Below are 21148 nucleotides of genomic sequence, written 5' to 3' on the forward strand. Positions count from 1 at the left end.
AAGGGAAATAATTATAAATGAAAAAAGTATTGAGCTCTTTTATTGCCGCTGTCTTAATCTCATCGGCTATTTACATACCTAACACCTCATCAGCTGCTTCATCCGATGTATTAACAATCAATTTAGACAATCGTATGATTAATTTGGATACAAAAGCAGTCATGAAGAATGAAACTCCATACCTGCCAATCTATTTGACGAAGACATGGGCTGGAGTGAAGCTGAACTGGAACCAGAAGAGTAAAGAGGTAACCATCAAAGTCGACGGGAAGACTTACCGCATCAAGAATGGAAGCAATGCGGTAGTTGCCGGAGAACAGACGATTACACTGGATAATCCCGTCTACATTGTTAACGGCCGTGTTATGATTCCTTCATCATTGCTGCAGCAAATGACAGGCGTAAATGTGCAGCTCAATGAAGAATATCGCACTCTCACGATTAATTCCAAAGGGAGGAGCCCAGTTGCCGTAGCGGATACCCGTACGGATATTAAGCTTTTTGGGAAAAATGTTAAGGATGGGCTTTATCATGGTCTTGAGCTTGAGATAGATGGCAAGCGTCATCTATACAACTGGAAAACTCCACTTGGATGGAAGGAAGTGCCGGAGCTGCTGGTGAACGATCTGGATCAGGACGGGGAACCTGAGGTGATTGTTTTATTAAATCAAGGATCTGGAACAGGGATTCATGCACAGGATGTGCATGTTATCCGCATGAAGGATTTTAAAGAAATACCTGTCGAATCCCAGGAAGAGACCATTAAGAAATGGGTTACGACCGAGCTTAAAAAGGACGGAGATCTTCTTCAGGTTTCGGTTCATTTGAAAGGAAAGGGCAGCGATGTTAGCCTGCGTATTCCCGGTCTCGAGTTCGTTAATGAATCTGAGATGTGGTTTGGCGGGGTTATCTATCACAGAGCTCAGAATAACCAATTGATCGCTTCATTGGGCGGTTCAGTATACTTCAGTGGTGTGTATATCGGCAATTTAGATATCACGTATGCTTTCGAACAGGGACAGCTTGTAGCGGATAAGCTGGAGTTTACCCCATTTGATGAATACAAACCGTATGTGCAGGAGCAAAACTGAAGGCACTGGTTATCTAGATATGAACTGGATGCTGAGAGAGAAATAAGAGACAGCCGCGGGTGTGCGGTCTGCCTCTTATTTGTCATGCTGGTCTACTGGGACATGCTGTCTACCTGTCTCATATGCTGAACATATCGAATGAGCTCCATTTTTTGCTGCTCAATATCCATGATTCGGCGGGACATGTCTTCGAAGAAGGTTTCGATCTGGTTCTTGAGAACATTGGCAGAGTGCCCCTTCCAATCCTCCAGACGGGCGTACAGGCTTCTGGCTTCCTGCTCATCCGTACGAAGGCGTGCCAGCAGACCGGTTAATTCTCTCTCTGCCCGCAGCAGGTCATCAAGTTCTACTAGAATTTCGCCGTTCATATTTGCATCCTCCATAAGCTCATTATTTCAGTGTTAGCTGCTGTTGTCGGTTTGTTCAAACAAATCAGCCTTATGATTGATATAATATAAAATTTCGTTGGTCTGCTGCAGACGTGCTTGACTCATGGAGGTGATAGAGGTATCGAGCTGCTGTATGATAGGCTGCAGCCTCCGGCTGTGGCTGGAATGCATGTATGTGGAGAGGCGCTGCCGGATTCCTTCGATTTCAGCGTGACTGTATTGCGCATTCATCTTCCATCGCTCGGCTACACTTCGAAGTTCACTTGGTGTCACCTGTATGGTTCCAGCAGAAGCGGCAGCGGCGAGGCCCTTCACTGCAGATAGGGCAGCCCCTGCAAAAGCAGCTAGTGAATTGGCTTTATCAGTAATTAGGTCCTTCGTATCGTTAAATAAGTTGGAGGAAGAAGGGACCCGCGGTGAATCTACAGGATCACCCGTAGCTCCATCGAATAAAGGATTCGAGATATAGCCATCTTCGAACTTGTAGTGATCGAGAGAATGGTAATTAGGGCCACCAAAGGAATTGGCTGCTTTATCCTTGATACCTCCGGGGCTGTAGTCGCCTGGGTTAGCATCTTTATAGTTAGAATCTATATAGTAAGTTGACCCTACATGACCATCATACCCACCTAGTGTACCACTACCGACGATGTCTTTCGGATGAGCAAAGTTGATAATCTGATCATGGAATTCGCCTTCTTCTGCTTTTCTTCTCATCTCCGGTGTTAAACTACCTAGAATGGAGGGAGCACTGAAGGTAACAGCATCCATTCCTGTGTAGGCAGCAGCATATTGTGCATCAGCACCACCCAAGGAATGGCCTGTCACAGAGAAATCGAGATGACTGTATTTTTCCTGCATCTCTTTAGCATAGTCCTCGGCTTGGTATAACTGATTCGTTTTTCCAGCCCCAAGGAATTTTTCGACTTCTTTGGAGGCATCGGCTTTCCAGTTGTTAAAACTCGTTATTCCAACCGCATCTTCAAATTTGGTTATTTGATCATCCCAAAGGCGCGGTATTTCTGTCTTTCTGCTTAGTTCACCGAGCCCTATATCAACATCATTTAGCAAATCAGTGACGGCTCTTTCAGTTCCGGTATTTAATTCTGTTCCTCGAAATGCAATGACAGCTTGATTCGTTTCTTCATTAACAAAAGTTACTGCATCGAATCCAGATAATTTATTGCTTCTAGTACCCTCCAGAACTTTCCAATCACCTGAAAGTCCCTCAAGTTCTGAGTTTTCTGTAAGGTTTTGATAGGCAAGTGCTGACATTGTTTTATAGGTCTCATCGTTTACTTTGGAATGATTCCCCAACTACAATACCTCCACTAATTTATTTTTTCTTGATAGAAGGATCATACCCCTTAGCTCTAAGTGCAGCAGCTAATTCTGGACTCATCACCATATCAGCTTTTTCATTTGTTTTGTAATTAACAGAAATGCTGAAATTTTGTTCTTTATTTCCCACCACATTCCCTTCGAATATGACTTGGGAAGCAACATGTGTAGGGAGTAGCCTTTCACCTGTAATTTCAACTTCCAATTCATATGTATCTTTAAGATACTTGATTGCAATGGGTTTAGCTTTGTCAATGATTGCTTGTTCTTCACTGGAATAGACAACTTCATTGTTAACACCGTTGTTATCATCAGTGCTATTCTTTTTCATTTGTTGACATCCTCCAAGCATTAATATGATTACAATAAGTCCAAGAAGTGCCATATACGAGACGGATCTGGCTTTAATAATAATCAGCCCCTTTGATGTTCATTAACAGTTTGTAAATTTGATCTGCTTTTCAGGTTGAGTATATATTAATTGTATTCCCAATGGATTTCAATATTTTGTAAATCTTTAGTTCGTTAGTATCAGGTGTTATAGGACTCGAAGATGATTAGAATGAGTGTTAGCAGAACTAAATACGAATTAAAATGGTTTGTTATAGTGATCAGTCCATTCGGATGCAGCCAGTTACGATACCTCCAAAAAAACAACTAATTCTGGACTCATGCCGAAATTAGAGGCTTCGTTCGTTTTGTAATTGACTGTAATATTGAAGCTTTGTTTTTTATCACCGACAACATTGCCTTGTAATCCCACTTCATAAGCTATATGCTCGGGTAGTATTTTAGCTTTGGTTATTTCAACGTCACTGGAATAGACAACTTCGTTATTAACATCGTTGTTCTCATTTTTTGGCTCCTTCAATAATAATTAACAGTTTACAAATTTGATTTATTTTCCAGATTGTGTATATCCTAATTGCATTCTTTACTTGTTTCAATACTTTGTAAATCATTAGTTCATTAGACTTATCTCATTAGCGCTGAACATAAATAAATCCCTCATGCTGCTGGAAAGCACGAGGGATTATAAATTTATGAAACTCGGTTTTTACTGGTTTTTTTGATCTTAATGAGAAGAGGAGTGCGGTAGTAGGACAATAGATGCCGAACAACAAAATACATGATAAAAGAAAATAAAATGCTGTTTACAGCAGAGCCAATCAGAAAGTTCACGCCCATATCACCGAGCTTGCTGAAGTAACTGGCTAGAACCGAGTAGTTACGTTCCGGGATGGGTGTATGGATGACATCTTGAAGATCGACTGGCGGTGGAGAAGAGAATATATGACTGATCAGAAAACCAATTTTATAATTAATGTAGAACAGCAAAGGCCATAGAAAAGAGCCTATAGAAGCTATAAGGACTGCGGCGACCATATTTCCGCCAATCACTCTGCTGAGAGCGATAGCAAGAATGATGTCACCTCCAAATGTAGGATACCAGCAGGGGAAAAAGCCGGCAGCAAAGCCAAGGGAAATCCTGTGGTCGCTGTTCTGCATACGGAGTAACGTCAGGGTGTAATATTTCAAGGTTCTCAACAATCTTCGAAGCAAACGGTTACCTCCATATAGCAAAATGGTAATTTAAGAAAGAATTATTTACCTATTCCCTAGTATAAGGGAACTACAGCATGAATGATATGTTTTTGATTGAATATTTTAAGGCTTTCTGTCCTTGAACTTTTTTTCTATGAGAAGAGGTTTCCGTTTTTAAAAAAATTGTTAGAATAGGTAAGGCAGGGTACTATGGTGTAGGAAGCATGCAATCATTCGATTTAAAGAGAGGGATTTTAAACCTATGATTATTAAGCCAAGAACACGTGGATTTATTTGTACTACAGCTCATCCGGATGGCTGCGCTCGCCAGGTGCAGGAACAGATCGAGTATATTAAGTCCAAACCGGAGATTAAAGGCCCTTCGAATGTGCTCGTTATTGGAGCGTCAACAGGGTATGGATTATCCGCAAGGATTGCGGCGGCTTTTGGAGCTCATGCGAATACTGTTGGCGTTTATCGACCAAGTCAGGCAACAGAGAAGCGGACAGCTTCGGCTGGCTGGTATAATTCGGCTGCATTTGAGAAAGCGGCGAGCGAAGCCAATTTGAAATCTTTTAGTGTAACAGGAGATGCTTTCTCTGATGAGACGAAACAAAGAACGGTAGACCTGATTCGTGAAGAGCTGGGTCAAGTTGATTTGGTTGTGTACAGCGTGGCATCTGCCCGGCGCACAAACCCCAAGACAGGTGAGACTGTAAACTCCGTTCTTAAACCGATTGGTAAAGCATACACGAACAAAACGGTGAATTTTCATACAGGCGAAGTGAGTGATGTGACAATTGAACCAGCTGATGAGCAGGAAGTCCGTGATACGGTGGAAGTCATGGGCGGCGAGGATTGGGAATTGTGGATTCAGCAGCTTCGCGAGGGCGGAGTGCTGGCGGATAACGCAACGACAATAGCCTATTCCTACATTGGCTCTGAAATTACGCAGGCCATCTACCGTGATGGATCGATTGGTCAGGCGAAAGATCATCTGGAGGCAACTGCACATAAATTGAATGATGAACTGTCATCCAGCGGGGGCCGTGCCTTCGTGTCGGTTAGCAAAGCACTTGTGACTCAATCCAGCTCGGCTATTCCTGTTGTTCCTCTCTATGTTTCGGCACTGTATAAAGTGATGAAAGAAAAGGGACTTCATGAAGGCTGTATTGAACAGACATACCGCTTGTTCGCGGATCGATTGTACGGCAATCAGCCAACACCTGTGGATGAGAAGGGGCGCATTCGCATTGACGACTGGGAACTCCGTTCAGATGTACAGGAAGAAGTAGAGAAGTTATGGGAACAGGTGACGAGCGAGAATATTTACGATCTGACAGATCTTGAGGGATATCGCCGTGAGTTCTTTCAATTATTCGGCTTCGAGACGGATGGTGTGGATTACGAAGCAGATGTGAATCCGATTGTGGAGATTCCAGCAAGTCGATAGTAGTAAGGATAATAACAGACGTGACGGAACTCGCAAGCGGGTGACATCACGTCTGTTTTTATAACTGAGCATCATCACAGGAATAGCGGAGTTCATAGGGTATAATACTTTTGGTTGAATGCTTAAAACGAATGACTGACTTTACAGGAACAGGATAGACAGGAGGAAAAGACGTGCTACTAGAGGTAATTGCAACTACACTCCAGGACGCATTGGCGGCAGAGGATTGCGGGGCAGACCGGATCGAGCTGATCACAGCAATTACAGAAGGGGGGTTAACCCCGAGCATAGGAATAATCGAACGGGTTACTGATCGAGTGAAAATACCGGTCAATGTGATGATTCGCCCTCACAGTCGGACCTTTGTTGCAGATGATGAGGATCTGGAAACCATGCTGGAGGATATTAACCGGATTCAAGATACAGGCGCAGCAGGTGTTGTCCTCGGCCCATTAACCCCCGAGGGTACGATAGATGAAAGGGTCTTGAAGCAGCTGCTTGACGCGGCGGGGTCTCTGGATATTACATATCACCGGGCGTTTGATGAAGTAAAGGATCAAATGGCAGCATATGAGGTGCTCTGCCGATATCCGCAAATATCAAGAATATTGACAGCAGGGGGAACCCTGCCGGCACCACAATCCATCCCTCAGATCAACCGGCTTGTGGAACGCTCGCGCAGCGGCGGACCTAAGATACTGGCAGGCTACGGCCTGACACCGGAAACGATACTCACCTTTATCAGGCAGAGTGGTGTAGATGAGGTTCATTTCGGCTCGTCGATCCGGAAGGGGCGCAGCGGTCTCGCACCGATTGACCAAGACATACTGCGTTCGTTGGCGGATGAGCTGCACAACCTTTAAGGCAAATGAAAGGGTTAAGCATAACAATAAACAACAGCGCACGTCGGTTATAACCGATGTGCGCTTATTTATTGAGGAGGGATTTATGCAAGCAGCAAGATGATTTGTTCAGTGGCATAAACCGATAAGATGGCGCCCAAAACAACGGAAATAAGATTCCACCCTTTTGTCGCAAACAGGATGGCAGCGGCTCCGCCTGCAACAGCCGGGATCACATTTGCAGTGGATGATAAGATACCAGGGAATATGAGGCTGGCCAGAATGGTGTAGGGAACAAACTCAAGAAACCTTTTTAGTTTGGGATACAGTTTCATATTCTTCATGTAGACCATCGGGAGCATTCGCGGAAGATATGTGACAACAGCCATACCTATAACAAGCCAGAGACTATTCACTAGGCTCACCCTCTTCCGGAAAGATCAGAACCCCGATGGCCGAAGACAGAATCGTCGTGATAATGATGCTGAAGCCTGTGGAGAGCTCGATAAACATCGGAATAATCCAATGGAGAACCGAATGAATCAAGACAGCGATAAGAGAGATGCAAAGCACAGGTTTTGATTTCTTCAGAGAGGGGGTCAGCAGCCCGATAAACATGGCATATAGCGCAATCCCCATACTGCTTTGAACGGACGGAGGAAGACCGGCCGACAGGAAGATTCCGATCCATGATCCGATATTCCAGGATATAAAGGCAATCGCATTCAATCCAAGGAGAAATAGAGGGTGCAGTTCCCTGGATTCCTGCGTGGAAGCAATGCTGAATGTTTCGTCGGTGACCCCGAATGCCAGCAGAGCCGACCATTTCTTGGGCGTCCATTTTGATATCCGCTGGGACAGCGATGCTGTCATGAAGAAGTGGCGGAGATTCAAGATAAAGGTAGTGATAATAATCTCCAAGCCCGCAGCTCCCGCAGCCATAAGATTAACGCCGATAAATTGGCTGGCTCCAGCATAGACGAGAAGCGACATCATAAGGGCAGCGTGGACCGGTATACCGGAAGTCTTCGCCAACAAGCCGAAGGTGATAGCAATTGGTATATAACCGATGGCTACGGGGACGCCAGCCTTCAACCCGAGGAGGAAATGCTGTTTCTTTGCTATATTGAATTCGACTAAGGGATGTAGCATGTTTCATTTCACCTCACCAAGTTGTCTACACCAAGATGTACTTTTCCTATTTTCGCCTTAAATCCAGGGGGTTGTCCAGCTTTATTTAGATGGATGAGATGTATTCATTAAGCGCTAACTGGCATAAATTTATCTTTTATAAAGGCATCGGAGGGTTTGATCCCGAAATGAATATTCCATACTACGAAAGGAGAGAGAGAATATGATGAAAAGGATGGCAGTCTTATCTCTAAGCGCGATTTTAGCTGTTTCTTTGGCAGCCGCTCCCCTGCTTTCCCTGGCGTCAACAGCAGATGCGGCTTCATCCAAGGAATGGCTGAAGATTTCAGAGCGGGTTGTTTACTACGGTGAGGTCAAGGATGGCCAGCCCCATGGAAAAGGAACGATTAAATGGGGAAATGGCAAGCAGTACTCGGGTGATTTTTTTAAGGGTAAGCGTACAGGTTCCGGTAAATATATGAACGAATATGTATCTGACGGCGAGAAGCATAAGGTTGTTTACAATGGCAGCTGGCAAGATGACCGGATGGAAGGAAAGGGAACGATGACCCATAAGGTGTCGACAGGGGATGGCACGGTTCGCTGGAATCAAATCCAGTCCGGCACATACAAGAGGGATAAGTTCCAGGACGGTTATGATGTCATTCATATTTCGGGGGATCCGGATTACAAGTTCTACTACCGCAATGGCGGCGAGCGTTTGACGGTGATGGGCAGCAATGAGGATATGAGGACAGCATGGACTAAAGGAAGGATGTTCAGCGCGGAATATAGAAACGGCAGTGTTCACAAAAGCTATTCCATTTTTCCGGAGAGCACGAAAGCGGGAGAGCGCAAGAGAGCGGAATCCTTGAGATACCTGCAAAGCTTGAAAGAGAAAGTAAGTCCAATTCTTGTTCGGTTTGAACAGCTGTCCAAGCAGGTTCCGCTGAAATAAGGACGTCCCCATAATAAATACTCACCCCCCGAATCTTCGTTATCGATGATTCGGGGGGGGAGTTTGTCCTATCATGCAAACCTTCCCTTATGAAGCAATAAACTGATTCGTAATAAATTCATCGACAAAAGGCAGAGCCGCACCTGTTGCGATAGCTTCATTCTTATATTTACATGCCTTAATAAAATCAGCTTTATCATGAAAGGAATTCAGCCTTTGGACTCGTGCCCGGATATCGTTCATATACTCTTCCAGGAAGACTCCGACATATCCGCCTAAAATAACATCGCAGTCAAACAGCATTCTCAGGTTGTTAATCGTTCGGGCAAGGCTGTCGCAATACGAATCCCAAGCCTCTTGCAGCACCTCGGTTGTTTTCAAGCGTTGAAAAAATTCATCCAGATTGGAATCTGTCAGATTCGACAAAACGCTTGCAGAACAATAAGCGTCCACGCAGCCCTTTTGACCGCAATAACATGGTCTGCCCTCCGGAAATAAGGTAATATGTCCAACTTCCCCGCTCTTCAGAGTGTTCCCTGAATAAACTTTACGGTCAATTAGGACTGAACCGCCGACATTGTTGCTAAGCATGATATAGAAGGTGGCATTGTCGTAGGAGTTGATCCACATTTCAGCAAACCCGGCAGCGTTGGCATCATTATATAATCTGGTTTCATAAGGAATGAATTTAGAAAACTCAGACGATGTTGCACCTGTGAAATTAAGAATTTCCCCGTATACAATCTCGTCATTGCCGGAGTTGGTCAAACCGGGAACCCCGATTCCGACCCCCAGGATGCGATCCGGCTCTATATGTGAACGGGCGACCAAATCCTGCACGATTTCTCCCAGTTTCGTATAGTAGGCTTCCGACCTGGAGAACTCCTGCCTGACTCGAAGCTTCTCAACAATCGTTCCGTTTAAATCGACTAAGACTGCCGTGATATGGTTTCGGGTGATGTCCAGGCCAATGGAATATTTGTTACGGGCATTCATGGAATACCGGATTGAGTTGCGTCCGCCCGTATTTTTTTCATGACCGTCCGGGATGATCATATCTTCTTCGAGCAATTCCTTTATGTATAAATTTATGGTCGGAAGGCTGAGCTTCAAATTGTACTGGAGCTCTTGTTTGGTGACCGAATTGTTCGTATGAATATATTCGTATATCGCCTTCTTGTTCATATTCTTAGTGAACTTGTTTAAAGTAATGGGCTTCATAGTTCCTCCAGCAAAATGATGATATAACCTCATATTATGGCTTCCCTTTAAAAAATACAAGATTTAATGAAAATCGTTTTATAAAATCATTTTATTAAAGTGGTTTAAAAAACTGTTGACAAACAAATTTTGGCACATACAATTATAGTAAATCTTTTTATAAAAGGGTTTACATAAGGAGGTTCAAAATCATGAGTAAAATACCGGAAACCATGAAGGCTCTGGTTGCGTACGGCATTGGAGAGTACCGCCTGGAGAACAATCATCCTGTCCCCACGTGCGGAGATGATGAAATTCTGATCAAGACGGAAGGGTGCGGCATTTGCGCAGGGGATTTGAAGTGCTACCACGGTGCGTCCAGATTCTGGGGGGATGAGAACCAGCCGATGTGGGTGAGACCGCCATTTACTCCGGGACATGAGTTTTTAGGCTATGTCGTTCAGACAGGAAAAAATGTAACAGAGTTTGCTGTCGGAGAGCGTGTCATTGCCGAACAAATTGTACCGTGTGATGAATGCAGATTTTGCAAAACCGGCAAGTATTGGATGTGCGAGCCTCATGCCACCCTCGGGTTTCAAAAAGAAAATAACGGCGGCATGGCGGAATACGTTGTTTTCCCCAAGACAGCACGCGTTCACAAAGTTCCTGCATCGATTTCTCTTGAAAGCGCTTTGCTGATCGAGCCTTATGCATGTTCCAAGCATGCGGTGGACAGAGCAGGCATCACCAACGAAGATGTGGTCGTTATTTCAGGGGCCGGTACGCTTGGGCTTGGAATGATAACATATGCAAGAATGAAGAATCCTTACAAGTTAATCGTGCTTGATTTATTGGATAACCGGCTTGAGAAGGCCAAGGAATTCGGGGCTGATCTTGTGCTGAATCCTAAAAATGAAGATGTGGTTAAAGCTGTTAAGGAATTAACAGGCGGATACGGGTGTGACATCTATATCGAGGCTACGGGACATCCTTCGAGCGTTACACAGGGGCTGCAAATGATCCGGAAGCTGGGCACATTTGTTGAGTTTAGCGTGTTTGGTGAAGATACGACCGTTGACTGGAGCATTATTGGCGACGGCAAGGAACTGGACATTCTTGGGGCGCATTTGTCACCGTACTGCTATCCTTTTGTTATCGAGCATATTGCTAAGGATCAATTGAAAACGAGTGGTGTGGTTACGTCTACCTACAGCCTGGAGCAGTGGGAAGAAGCTTTTGATAAAGCAGGCGGGAAAGACGGAGATACAAAGGTTGCCATCATTTTTGATTAAGGGAGGAGGAATAGCTTGAAGTATCTGGTGGGTTGCGATATAGGCACATCGGGAACCAAAACAATCATCATGTCAACGGACGGCAAATTGGTTTCATCAGACTTGCAGGAATACTCTGTACTGACTCCCAAGAATCTATGGGCCGAACAGTGGCCGGATGTCTGGATTGAGGCGATGGAACACAGCATCCGCCGTTCCATACAGGCGGGGAATATAGATCCGCAAGAGATAGCCGGCGTCTGCATTTCGGGGTTGTATGGAGGCAGCGGGATACCGCTTGACGAGAACATGAAAGCGGTTCGGCCGTGTCTCATATGGATGGACCGGAGAGCACAAGAAGAAGAGCGGTGGGTGAAAGAGCTTGTGCCGATGGATCGGCTTGAAGCTATTACCCATAACGGAACAGATCCCTATTACGGATATCTGAAGATGCTGTGGATAAAACATCATGAGCCGGATCATTGGGAAAGAACGAAGCTGTTCCTGCCTCCTAATGCATATGCTATCTACAGCTTGACCGGTGAAATTGCCATCGATTACTCATCGGCAGGAAATATCGGCGGTATTTTTGATATGATTGAACGGACCTGGTCGCAGGAAATGCTGGAGTATTTGGATATTCCGCTCAGTAAGCTGCCGCAGCGGCTGGTGGAATCGAGTGAAATTGTAGGAAACGTAACCACAGAAGCATCGAAGCGCACCGGATTAATGGCAGGCACTCCTGTTATTGCAGGGGGAGTTGATTGTGCGGTAGCTACGCTTGGCATGGGAGTTTATGAAGAAGGTACTTATGCAACAACGATAGGAACCTCCATGTGTGCGGCATTTGTCCATGAATCCAATGACATTTCGGAGAGATTGATTAAATTCCCTTATGTTAAGGACGGAAGACGTTTGAACTACAGCTTCGGGGGTGGTGCTACAGCAGGCGCACTGATTAAATGGTTCAGAGACGAATTTGGCAAGCTGGAGCTGTTCAATGAGAACAACGGCGGGCCGAATGCTTACCAGAGTCTTGACGCCTTAGCTGAACCCATTCCCGCAGGAAGCGACGGCCTTCTCGTTCTGCCTTATTTTATGGGGGAACGCAGTCCTGTATGGGATCCGAATGCCAAAGGGGTCATCTTCGGCCTATCCATCGCGCATACTCAGGGGCATGTTTACCGAGCCTTCCTGGAAGCGGTTGCATATTCACTTAAACATTCGATGGTCAGCACGAAAAATAAGATTGGCGATACGATTCTAATCGCTGGCGGTGTATCGAAGAGCCGGGTGTGGAAATCCATTCTTGCCGACGTTACCGGCAAAAATATCATCTGTCCTAAAGACGATATTGAAGCGACGCTCGGCGATGTGATTCTCGCAGGCATCGGTACGAATGAAGTCTCTTGGGAGTCGGTTAAGGAATGGCAGATTTTTGATGAGCCTGTAAGACCAAATCCGAAAAACCACAGCCTTTATAACCGATACTTTGAATTGTATTTGAAGCTTTATGAGGATTTAAAAGGAAATATGGAGTCTATTTCGAAGCTGTAGGGAGGTAAGTATATGCTTGTAGGCATCCTTATCGTTCTTATGACACGTTGATAAATGAGGCGGCATATTAAAAAAGGTTCGTGCTTCTACATGAGTATTTTCATGTTATTGAACATATGGAGGCCATGGAATGCTCCAAAAACAAAGTAATATAGGGGAGCGGAGCAGTGCGGCGGAAATGCTTCAGAGGACATGCCAGTGTCACTGTGTAACGTTGAATTGCACACTTAATGTCCTTCTTTATTTGTCACAATGTCTATAAGATTGTGCAAATTGGCAATACCTCGCACTTGCTCGACCAAGGCATAATCAATGTATTGAAGAGATTTAAGAGCAATTTCCTTAGCTTGAACAACATTATGTTTATCAAGCTCCGATAATACTTCACGAACGGTGTCCAGGGAATACACGACTCTTTGAACGGTTCGGATGATAAGCACTTTGCGAATATCTGAAGGACTATAGATACGGAATCCACTATTTTGTTGACGCTCAGGATTAATTAACCCTTCCTTCTCCCAATGCCGAATCGCCGAAGCAGATACATTCGCTTCTTCAGCTACTTCACCAATCGTAAACTCATATTTATTGCGGTACTTTGGCAGATCGTTCAGCTCTTTTAAATCAAGCATGTCGACTGCTCTTTGTATGGTTTCCTTTTCTGCATGCAGATTTACTTGTGCCTTGTTAATTAGCCATAAAGCCTCAAGTGTTTCCCCGCGAATGATGCGCGGCATCACCTCTCGAATCAAATCCATTCCAAAACCAGTATACATTGCACGTATACACTGGAAATAAGCCTCATGTTCCTTCGTATAAATGCGATAGCCATTAGCCGCTCTTTCGACATAAGGAACAAGTCCCCAGGCTTCATAATGCCTCAATGCGCTTGTGCTTATATTTAATTTTTTTGCGATCTCAATCCCTTTCATCCTAGCCGGTTTATGTTATTTGATCATTATATTATATCAATATATTTGGTTAAACCTTATCATTTGCATTAATTGGATATGCTTGAGTTGTAAGCTAAACTCACGAAAAAAGAGGTGACTAGAAATGATTAAAATTAAGCCGATTTTGCCATGTCCATCCATAAAGGAACAAGTGTCTTTTTATGAGAGCATAGGTTTCAAAACGATTCAAATCTACACTCGACCCAATCCATATGCAGTTGTTAGTTACGGTCCGCTTGAGCTGCACTTTTATGGAACGAAAAGAATATTGCCTAATGAAAACCCCCAGACATGCTATATCGAAGTTGACGATGTAAACCGGGTATATGAAGATTTCACTGCTGGATTGAAACGACACACCGGGAATGGCTTGATGCTCTGAAACGTGGTCATGGCTTCGGAAATCGATTGTTTGTCGAGCGGGTATGGTGGCCGATTACAGGACATTTTTACGGGTTGCACCCGGAATATGAAGTTAAGGATTGGCGTGGAAGATCCTGCTTTGTGGATATTTTGTGGGAGGTCGGAGCGTCGCGCATTGGATTTGAAATTATGGACTTTGGCTCGCATGGTACAGACCGCAGTAAATATCGGAGTGACTTGAACCGTGGGCTTTTTCTACAGTCCAGAAGTGTACGGTGCTCTATATCTCGCTTGATGAACTGATGCGGACAGCCATCCGGCACCATCGTGTTCTTCGACCGGGACGCTCCAAAGTGAAGATCTGATCTAAGATGGGACATCTGCGTGCGACTGTTCATGGACAACCGAGTACATGAGGATATAAGGACGGTAACCGAGGCGGAGCATAGCTGCTCAACAGGCCAACTATATGACAGCAATTGAGTGATTCAATATTATATTGCCTGCCCGGTAAAATATGGTTATAATCTACCTGATTAATCTTAAAATTTAAGTTTCTGGAAGGGGATTGCGAATTGAAGAAAAAGGCGGCAATTGCATTAACCTCCTTAGCGATGTTGGGGTGTCTTGGGACGGGCGTTTATGCCGGTTCGAATCTTCAGGAAATTAAAGCTTACCTGAATCCTAGTATTAAGTTCAAGGTGGACGGTCAACCCGTTCAGCTAAAAAACAGCAGCGGCGCAGTAATTACTCCGATTTCTTATAACAACACTACATATTTACCTGTCCGGGCAATATCCGACGTCTTGGGTGTAACTGTTAATTTCGACGGGAAAACTAATACGATTCAACTAGGCGAACAGACCGAGGGCGTCTCTATTGCAGCAGGATTTGATTCCTTATATCATACCAAGGATCCGAAGATGACGATCTACAATGGCAAGGATTACAAGGATGTTTTCTTCGACAATGGAAGCGGTACTCGCGGAAGCTCATTTATGCTATATCCGAAAGGGAAGTACCAAAAGCTGTATCTTCAAGTGGCGGCAATCGGTTCGGACATTGAAGATTTTTATATTCAGGATAGCGATACGGACACTGTGTTAAAAAAGCAGAATATTTTGGTGGAGGATGGTCTGGTTACAGTTGAGGTGAATATTGCCGGAGTGCAGTCGCTATTCGTACATGGCAATGTTAAGAAAGGCGGTTCGGTATTTATCCCTTTAACGACCTCCTATTATAAATAAAATAGAAAGGAGACGCCCAGGGGTCAATGTCATTAAGATAAGGTAAGGTCAAAACATCATCCGAAAGAGCAGGTTATCGAAAGATAGCCCGCTCTTTTTTTTTGCGTGAAAAAGAGTAAAGAACTTGACAAGCAGTTGAAAATGTGTAGCTTCGTCTACAGAGTAGCATAAATTCGGTTTCGTATGAACATATTTTAAGCGGATCGTCCATCCGCTTGTTTGCTGTACGCTTTTTCCCTTACATGCATTAAAAATAAAAACGACACGGAACTTTGTCCCATGCCGCTTAGATTTCACTCTTATTCCCGTTTTGTCTTTAAGCTAACTTAATGACATTGGCCCAAGGGTGTCTCCTTTCGCGTTCTATTCAATGTTTGATACGGGTCCTTGAACTCTATACTTCCCCAGTCGCCACCGGATTTTCCTCATACGAAATAAAGAAATAGAGATTTTTCTGCGGGTTATTTTCGAAGATAGTGTTGACGACAAATTTAGACAATGCTATACTCCACTTAACTTATCGGAATTAATGGTATTACGATCTACCGGACAACCGGAGATGCATCCTCTTCATAGAGGTGTATTTCCGGTTGTCTTCATTTATAAGGAGGGCAATAGAAAATATGAAATATCGAACGCTTGGGAGAACGGGGATTAAAGTATCTGAGGTCAGCTTGGGCACGATGTCATTCGGACGGTGGATTGATGAGCAGGCGTCTGCCGGCGTGCTGGATCAGGCGCTTGAGCTCGGCATAAATCTGGTAGATACCGCAGATGTATACGGCAGGGGAATGGATAATGGAGATCATGCTCAGCTGGGAGAGTCGGAGGCGATTCTCGGAAATTTGCTGCGGGAGAGGCGCCATCAGATTATTTTGGCGACCAAGCTGCATAACCCGATGGGGCCGGGCGTGAATGACCAGGGACAGAGCCGCTACCATATCTACCGGGCGCTTGAGAACAGTTTGAAAAGATTGAAGACAGATTACATAGACCTTTATCAGGTTCATCGCTTCGATCCTCATACGCCGCTGGAAGAGACGCTGTATGCACTGGACGATCTGGTGAAGCAGGGCAAGATTCGGTATGTCGGATGTTCTAACTATGCCGCATGGCAGCTTGCCAAGGCACATGGCATCAGCGCCCTGCATCACCTGCGAAGATTTGAAAGCGTACAGCCGGAATATAGTCTTATAACCCGGGGAATCGAGGAGGAATTGATACCTTTTGCACAGTCCGAACAGGTGGGAGTCATCGTTTACAGCCCGCTTGGCAGAGGGATTTTGTCTGGAAAATATGCGGCTGGTGCAACCCCGCCATCGGATTCGCGTCTGGCAGCCGGGGAGCAGAGGCTTAAACTCCTGCTGGAGCAGCGGCAATCACTGGCCATAGTGGATGTCATTCGGCCGCTCGCCTTGGAACGGGGCTGGTCACTGCCCCAATTTGCACTAAACTGGGTACTCAGCCGTCCGGGTATAACTTCAGCCATCGTAGGGGCTTCCAAACCGGAGCAGCTGCGGGAGACCCTGCAATATGCGCAAGAGCGTCTGAGTAATGAAGAGCTGGCTGAGATTGATCGGTTAACAGCTGCTATAAGAGCATAGAAGCAGACATCATAGATCGCAAACGATTAGCTTACTTGCTGCTTGAGCAATCGCAATTCATTTTTATATTTCATTTCAAAAATATTTCTTTTCAGGAAGGTGAACAGCTATGAGTTCAGAGAAGCGTCAATTACATCTAGGTTTGTTTTTATTCGGTACAGGTTATCATCCTGCTGGCTGGCGGCTGCCGGAAGGCCGTACAGACGGAGCATATGATCCACAATTTCTAAAGGAAGTGGCACAAAAGCTCGAGAAGGCGAGGTTCGATTTCTTTTTCCTTGGTGACCGCCTGGCGACCAGTGCGGATATGCAGTATTTGTTCCCATCGCAGATGACACGGCTGGAGCCGTTCACAATGCTGTCTTATCTGGCAGCCGTAACAGACAAGATCGGTCTGATCGGAACGGTGAACACGACCTATGCGGAGCCTTACAATATTGCGCGCATAACGGCTTCACTGGATCATTTGAGCAGAGGAAGAGGCTCCTGGAATGTCGTGACGGGCTCAGACCCACGGGCAGCAAAAAATTTCAGCCGGGAAAAGCATTGGGACAACGCCAAGCGCTACGATTACGCAGAGGAGTTCATTGAGGTCGTAACCGGATTGTGGGATACATGGGAGGATGATTCTCTCCCGAGAGACAAGGAGAGCGGCGTGTTTGCGGATGGCAGCAAGGTACATTCCCTGGATTTTGCCGGCGAGCATTTTTCAGTCGACGGGCCTCTGAATGTTGCGCGTCCCGTTCAAGGACAGCTGCCATTAATAACGGCTGGAACGTCGCTGCGCAGTCAGCAGCTGGCTGCCAAGTACTCCGATATGGTGTTTACGGGGACGAATGTGAAGGAAGTGGCGCGAGCTTTTTATAAAGAAGTAAAGGGCAGGCTGCCCGAGTACGGCAGAATAGCTTCTGACCTGAAGGTGCTGCCGGGTCTTGTGCCAATTGTGGGCAGAACCGAAGAGGAGGCAAGAGCCAAATACAATGAGCTGAATGAACTGGTTGTGACCGACTATGATCTCAGGCCGTTGTCCGAGAAGATCGGTATTGATCTGACAGGTTATGACCTGAATGATCCACTGCCTGATCTGTCCTCATCTGAAACAGCGCTGCACTGGGCAGAGATGGCCCGAAAAGCCAATGGCCGCCCCGATATCACCATTCACGATCTGTTCTATTTTTTCACCGTGACGGTGAGAGGCCACCTGCTCGTTGTGGGCAGTGCGGTTCAGATTGCTGACCTGATTGAGGAATGGTTCGTGGATGAGGCTGCGGATGGCTTCAATGTATGCCCGCCTTATATGCCTGGAGGCCTGGATTTGTTCCTGGAGCTGGTTGTGCCTGAACTGCAGGCAAGAGGAATCTTCCGCACGGAATATGAGGGTGACACCTTCCGCGATCATCTGGGGCTGAGCAGACCCGGTAACCGCTTCGAGCTTCAACTGAAGGGGTGAGGAGGTATGGCAGGGCGAACACCGAAGAAATTCCGCGGGATACTACTTGGCCAAATTGGCCTTTTGGTCATTTTGCTTGGCATTTGTGAGCTGCTGGTAAGAATAGAGGTGATCAGCGATCTCTATCTGCCGGCACCTTCGCAGGTAGGCAAAGAGATGTTAGCTCTTTTCCTCGATGGCGAGATATTCAAGCATCTTTATGTCACGGTCGTAGAGTTTGCGGTTGGATATGGCATTTCAGTCGCTGCGGGGATCGGAGTTGGCATGTTCCTGGTGCTGGTGCCGTGGGCAGAGCAGTTCTTCCGTCCGTATCTGTCCGCGCTAATGGCTATTCCTAAAGTAACTATTGTGCCGCTGCTGGCTTTGTGGCTGGGGATCGGTATGACACATAAGATTGCCATTGTTTTTTTATTCTGTTTCTTTACGATCACATTGAATACGATTACCGGCATCAAGCAGACTCAGGAGAATCATCTTAAGGTAGTCCGCGTCTTCGAGGCGAACCGATATCAGACCATTACGAAGGTCATTCTGCCTTCTGCGGCGCCAACGATATTCGTTGGCCTGCGAATCACAGCTGCCTCGGGACTGGTGGGGGCGTTGTTCGGTGAGATGCTGGCCAGTAAAGATGGCCTTGGCAATCTGCTGGTGAAGGCAACCTCGCTGTATAATACGGCGCAGGCATTTGGCATTGTGGTATTAGTAACGATCATATCGGTGTTGATTATTTCACTGGTTGATCTGCTTGAGCGCAGAGTGTTTTTGAGATGGAAGTCTTCGTAACCGCAAGGATTCGTAACATAAGAGAATTCGTCAGAGATTGAATATTGGTCAGAGGGGGACGTGGAAGATGAATAGAAAAAATAGATTGCAACCCGCAGTGACTATGGTGGTAGCCGTACTGCTGCTCTCTATACTTGCAGGCTGTGCCGACAATGCTGGTAATCAAACGACCGGCAGCGCTTTGAATGAAGCAGGCGGGTCCAAAGCTTCAGCCAGCGGAGACAAGCTGGAGAAGATACGTTATGCACCCCTGAGCGGTGTTAGCGGCCTTGCTGTATCGTTCGGTGCGGAGAAAGGTATTTTTGAAGAGGAAGGTCTTGATGTGGAATTTATTTCGACGAAGGATCCCATCGCCGGGCTCAATAGCAAGGACATTGATGTGGTCGATGTAGCGACAACGACAGCTGTCGTGGCAGCGGGGAAGGGAGCACCGATCAAGATCGTATCCTCCATGTTCCGTACCAAGGGGCCGTTTTACCTGATCGCTGGACCTGAGATTAAGACGGTGGAGGACTTGAAAGGTAAAAATATAGGCATCGGCAATTTCGGAAGCGGGCTGGAGGTGTACACAAGAGTCATTCTGGAAGAGCATGGGGTCAGCGCAGATGATGTTACCTTCATTGCTAACAGCACTCATCAGGCGGCTTACGCCAGTCTGGAGACAGGGCAGGTGGATGCGACGATTATTCATGAGCCTTTTGCCTCCCTGGTGGAGAATGAAGGGAAAGGCACTATTATTGCAACAGGCTGGGATTACCTGCCGAATTTCCATACGGGGGTACTCGCAGCGCGGGAAGGCATTCTGAAAGACAACCCTGAGCTCGTGGAGAAGCTGCTTCGTGCGTATTTTAAATCACAGGAATATGCCAAGAGCAATGAGGAGGAGTTCAGGGCTTACTATTTGAAAAACATAGACATTGATCCAGAGGTGCTGGACCTGGCACTGGAGCGGGAAGCCGTTCTATGGGAGAACAATCCGAATGTAGATGTGGATGCGCTGAATGAAACGCAGCAGATACAGGAAAAGCTGGGTTTCCAGGATGAGATTTATGAGGTAGAGGAGCTTCTGGACCTTCGATTCATACCACAACCATAGCTTGAAGAGAGGGGGAACAACATGGCTGGTTTTACGGTGCAACAGGTATCCAAAATCTATGATGGAGATGTGCCCACAGTGACCTTGAAAGACATCAATCTGACAGTTCAGGATGGCGAATTCTTGTGCATCCTGGGTCCAAGCGGCTGCGGAAAGAGCACATTGCTTGAACTGCTGGCTGGTCTGCAGGCACCGACGGAGGGGGAAATCCTGCTGGAGGGTGAGCAGCTGAAGGGGCCAAACCGCAAGTCCGGCGTGGTATTTCAGGATCCGTCTCTCTATCCGTGGCGGACGGTCGAGCAAAATGTAGGCATCGGCCTGGAGATTGCAGGCGTGGACAAGGCCGAACGTAAATCGCGTGTAGATAGATATTTGCAGATGGTAGGCTTACAGGGCTTTGGGGAGAAATATCCTCATCAGCTCTCTGGCGGGATGCGGCAGCGGGCAGGAATTGCGAGAGCGCTGGCCGGGCATCCGGAGGTGCTGCTTATGGACGAGCCGTTCGGTGCGGTCGATCATCTGACGCGGCTCCAGCTGCAGAACGATCTGCTGCAGATCTGGGAGGAGGAGAAGAAAACGGTCGTATTCGTCACTCATGACGTGTCGGAAGCAGTATACCTCGGAGACCGGGTGGTGCTGCTGTCGCCGCGGCCGGGGCGAATCCACCGTATCTTTGGCATCCCTCAGCCTCGCCCGCGCAAGCGGGATGATGTAGGGCTATTGAAGCTGCAGAATAATATCTATTCGGCGATCTATGACGTGAAGACGGAGGAAGATCTGGAATTTACGATCTGAGCTCTTTCAGGGGAATCCAATCAGCTGGACTAATATAGCATCATGATTAGTTGATCATCAGCTGAACAAGTGTTTATAA

The 21148-nt window shown here is 46.2% G+C and carries 21 protein-coding genes; 13 read left to right on the forward strand and 8 right to left on the reverse strand.

What is annotated here, in order from left to right; genetic code table 11:
- The first annotated feature begins 17 nt into the window (after positions 1-17).
- Positions 18-1091: a copper amine oxidase N-terminal domain-containing protein gene (locus BN1234_RS12405; RefSeq protein ID WP_054956982.1), complete on the forward strand. Its 1074-nt coding sequence runs from the start codon at positions 18-20 to the stop codon at positions 1089-1091.
- Between the two features lie 92 nt (positions 1092-1183).
- On the opposite strand, the gene BN1234_RS12410 is transcribed toward BN1234_RS12405, so the two are convergent.
- The 4 genes from BN1234_RS12410 to BN1234_RS12430 form a co-directional block, all read right to left on the reverse strand.
- Positions 1184-1459, reverse strand: coding sequence for a hypothetical protein (locus BN1234_RS12410; protein WP_054956983.1), 276 nt, complete (start codon positions 1457-1459; stop codon positions 1184-1186).
- 33 nt (positions 1460-1492) lie between these two features.
- Positions 1493-2755 (reverse strand): lipase family protein, encoded by a 1263-nt coding sequence (locus BN1234_RS12415; RefSeq protein ID WP_054957077.1) that lies wholly within the window; start codon positions 2753-2755, stop codon positions 1493-1495.
- A gap of 61 nt (positions 2756-2816) precedes the next feature.
- A complete protein-coding gene (locus BN1234_RS12420) occupies positions 2817-3152 on the reverse strand; it encodes a hypothetical protein (RefSeq protein WP_054956984.1) in 336 nt (111 codons plus the stop codon).
- A 710-nt stretch (positions 3153-3862) separates the two neighbouring features.
- Entirely contained in the window at positions 3863-4384 is a 522-nt protein-coding gene (locus tag BN1234_RS12430; RefSeq protein ID WP_054956986.1) for a DUF2062 domain-containing protein, read from the reverse strand.
- Between the two features lie 244 nt (positions 4385-4628).
- Between BN1234_RS12430 and fabV the strand changes: the two genes are divergently transcribed.
- Together fabV and BN1234_RS12440 are read left to right on the forward strand one after the other, a co-directional pair.
- Entirely contained in the window at positions 4629-5819 is a 1191-nt protein-coding gene (fabV, locus tag BN1234_RS12435; protein ID WP_054956987.1) for an enoyl-ACP reductase FabV, read from the forward strand.
- Between the two features lie 173 nt (positions 5820-5992).
- A complete protein-coding gene (locus BN1234_RS12440; protein ID WP_054956988.1) occupies positions 5993-6682 on the forward strand; it encodes a copper homeostasis protein CutC in 690 nt (229 codons plus the stop codon).
- 83 nt (positions 6683-6765) lie between these two features.
- On the opposite strand, the gene BN1234_RS12445 is transcribed toward BN1234_RS12440, so the two are convergent.
- Together BN1234_RS12445 and BN1234_RS12450 are read right to left on the reverse strand one after the other, a co-directional pair.
- A complete protein-coding gene (locus BN1234_RS12445; protein WP_082423191.1) occupies positions 6766-7077 on the reverse strand; it encodes an AzlD domain-containing protein in 312 nt (103 codons plus the stop codon).
- The gene (locus BN1234_RS12450) at positions 7070-7813 is read right to left on the reverse strand and encodes an AzlC family ABC transporter permease (RefSeq protein ID WP_054956989.1); all 744 of its coding nucleotides are present in this window, start codon (positions 7811-7813) and stop codon (positions 7070-7072) included. Before BN1234_RS12450 ends, BN1234_RS12445 begins: the two co-directional genes overlap by 8 nt.
- A gap of 202 nt (positions 7814-8015) precedes the next feature.
- Here BN1234_RS12450 and BN1234_RS12455 point away from each other — a divergent pair, with 202 nt between their 5' ends.
- Positions 8016-8750, forward strand: a complete 735-nt coding sequence (locus BN1234_RS12455; protein ID WP_054956990.1) for an MORN repeat-containing protein — start codon at positions 8016-8018, stop codon at positions 8748-8750.
- Between the two features lie 87 nt (positions 8751-8837).
- Here BN1234_RS12455 and BN1234_RS12460 read toward each other — a convergent pair whose 3' ends face one another.
- A complete protein-coding gene (locus tag BN1234_RS12460) occupies positions 8838-9971 on the reverse strand; it encodes an ROK family transcriptional regulator (protein WP_170308033.1) in 1134 nt (377 codons plus the stop codon).
- A gap of 191 nt (positions 9972-10162) precedes the next feature.
- Here BN1234_RS12460 and BN1234_RS12465 point away from each other — a divergent pair, with 191 nt between their 5' ends.
- Positions 10163-11242: an alcohol dehydrogenase catalytic domain-containing protein gene (locus tag BN1234_RS12465; RefSeq protein WP_054956992.1), complete on the forward strand. Its 1080-nt coding sequence runs from the start codon at positions 10163-10165 to the stop codon at positions 11240-11242.
- Positions 11243-11257: 15 nt separating this feature from the next.
- Positions 11258-12778, forward strand: coding sequence for an FGGY-family carbohydrate kinase (locus BN1234_RS12470; protein WP_054956993.1), 1521 nt, complete (start codon positions 11258-11260; stop codon positions 12776-12778).
- Positions 12779-13005: 227 nt separating this feature from the next.
- On the opposite strand, the gene BN1234_RS12475 is transcribed toward BN1234_RS12470, so the two are convergent.
- On the reverse strand, positions 13006-13710 hold the full coding sequence (locus tag BN1234_RS12475) for a MerR family transcriptional regulator (protein WP_054956994.1): 705 nt from the start codon (positions 13708-13710) through the stop codon (positions 13006-13008).
- A gap of 124 nt (positions 13711-13834) precedes the next feature.
- On the opposite strand from BN1234_RS12475, the gene BN1234_RS12480 reads away from it, so the two are divergent.
- From BN1234_RS12480 to BN1234_RS12510, 7 genes are all read left to right on the forward strand, one after another.
- Entirely contained in the window at positions 13835-14113 is a 279-nt protein-coding gene (locus BN1234_RS12480) for a DUF8817 family protein (protein ID WP_054956995.1), read from the forward strand.
- A gap of 556 nt (positions 14114-14669) precedes the next feature.
- Positions 14670-15341 (forward strand): stalk domain-containing protein, encoded by a 672-nt coding sequence (locus BN1234_RS12485; RefSeq protein ID WP_054956996.1) that lies wholly within the window; start codon positions 14670-14672, stop codon positions 15339-15341.
- A gap of 623 nt (positions 15342-15964) precedes the next feature.
- Positions 15965-16945 carry an aldo/keto reductase gene (locus tag BN1234_RS12490; RefSeq protein ID WP_054956997.1) on the forward strand — a complete coding sequence of 327 codons (981 nt, stop codon included), beginning with the start codon at positions 15965-15967 and terminating at the stop codon, positions 16943-16945.
- Between the two features lie 109 nt (positions 16946-17054).
- Positions 17055-18395, forward strand: coding sequence for an LLM class flavin-dependent oxidoreductase (locus tag BN1234_RS12495; RefSeq protein WP_054956998.1), 1341 nt, complete (start codon positions 17055-17057; stop codon positions 18393-18395).
- A gap of 6 nt (positions 18396-18401) precedes the next feature.
- A complete protein-coding gene (locus BN1234_RS12500) occupies positions 18402-19178 on the forward strand; it encodes an ABC transporter permease (protein WP_054956999.1) in 777 nt (258 codons plus the stop codon).
- A gap of 67 nt (positions 19179-19245) precedes the next feature.
- Positions 19246-20274 (forward strand): ABC transporter substrate-binding protein, encoded by a 1029-nt coding sequence (locus BN1234_RS12505; protein WP_054957000.1) that lies wholly within the window; start codon positions 19246-19248, stop codon positions 20272-20274.
- 21 nt (positions 20275-20295) lie between these two features.
- The gene (locus tag BN1234_RS12510; protein WP_054957001.1) at positions 20296-21069 is read left to right on the forward strand and encodes an ABC transporter ATP-binding protein; all 774 of its coding nucleotides are present in this window, start codon (positions 20296-20298) and stop codon (positions 21067-21069) included.
- Positions 21070-21148 lie beyond the last annotated feature (79 nt).

The organism is Paenibacillus dakarensis, from assembly GCF_001373415.1.
GTDB classification, from domain to species: Bacteria; Bacillota; Bacilli; order Paenibacillales; family Paenibacillaceae; genus Paenibacillus_AQ; species Paenibacillus_AQ dakarensis.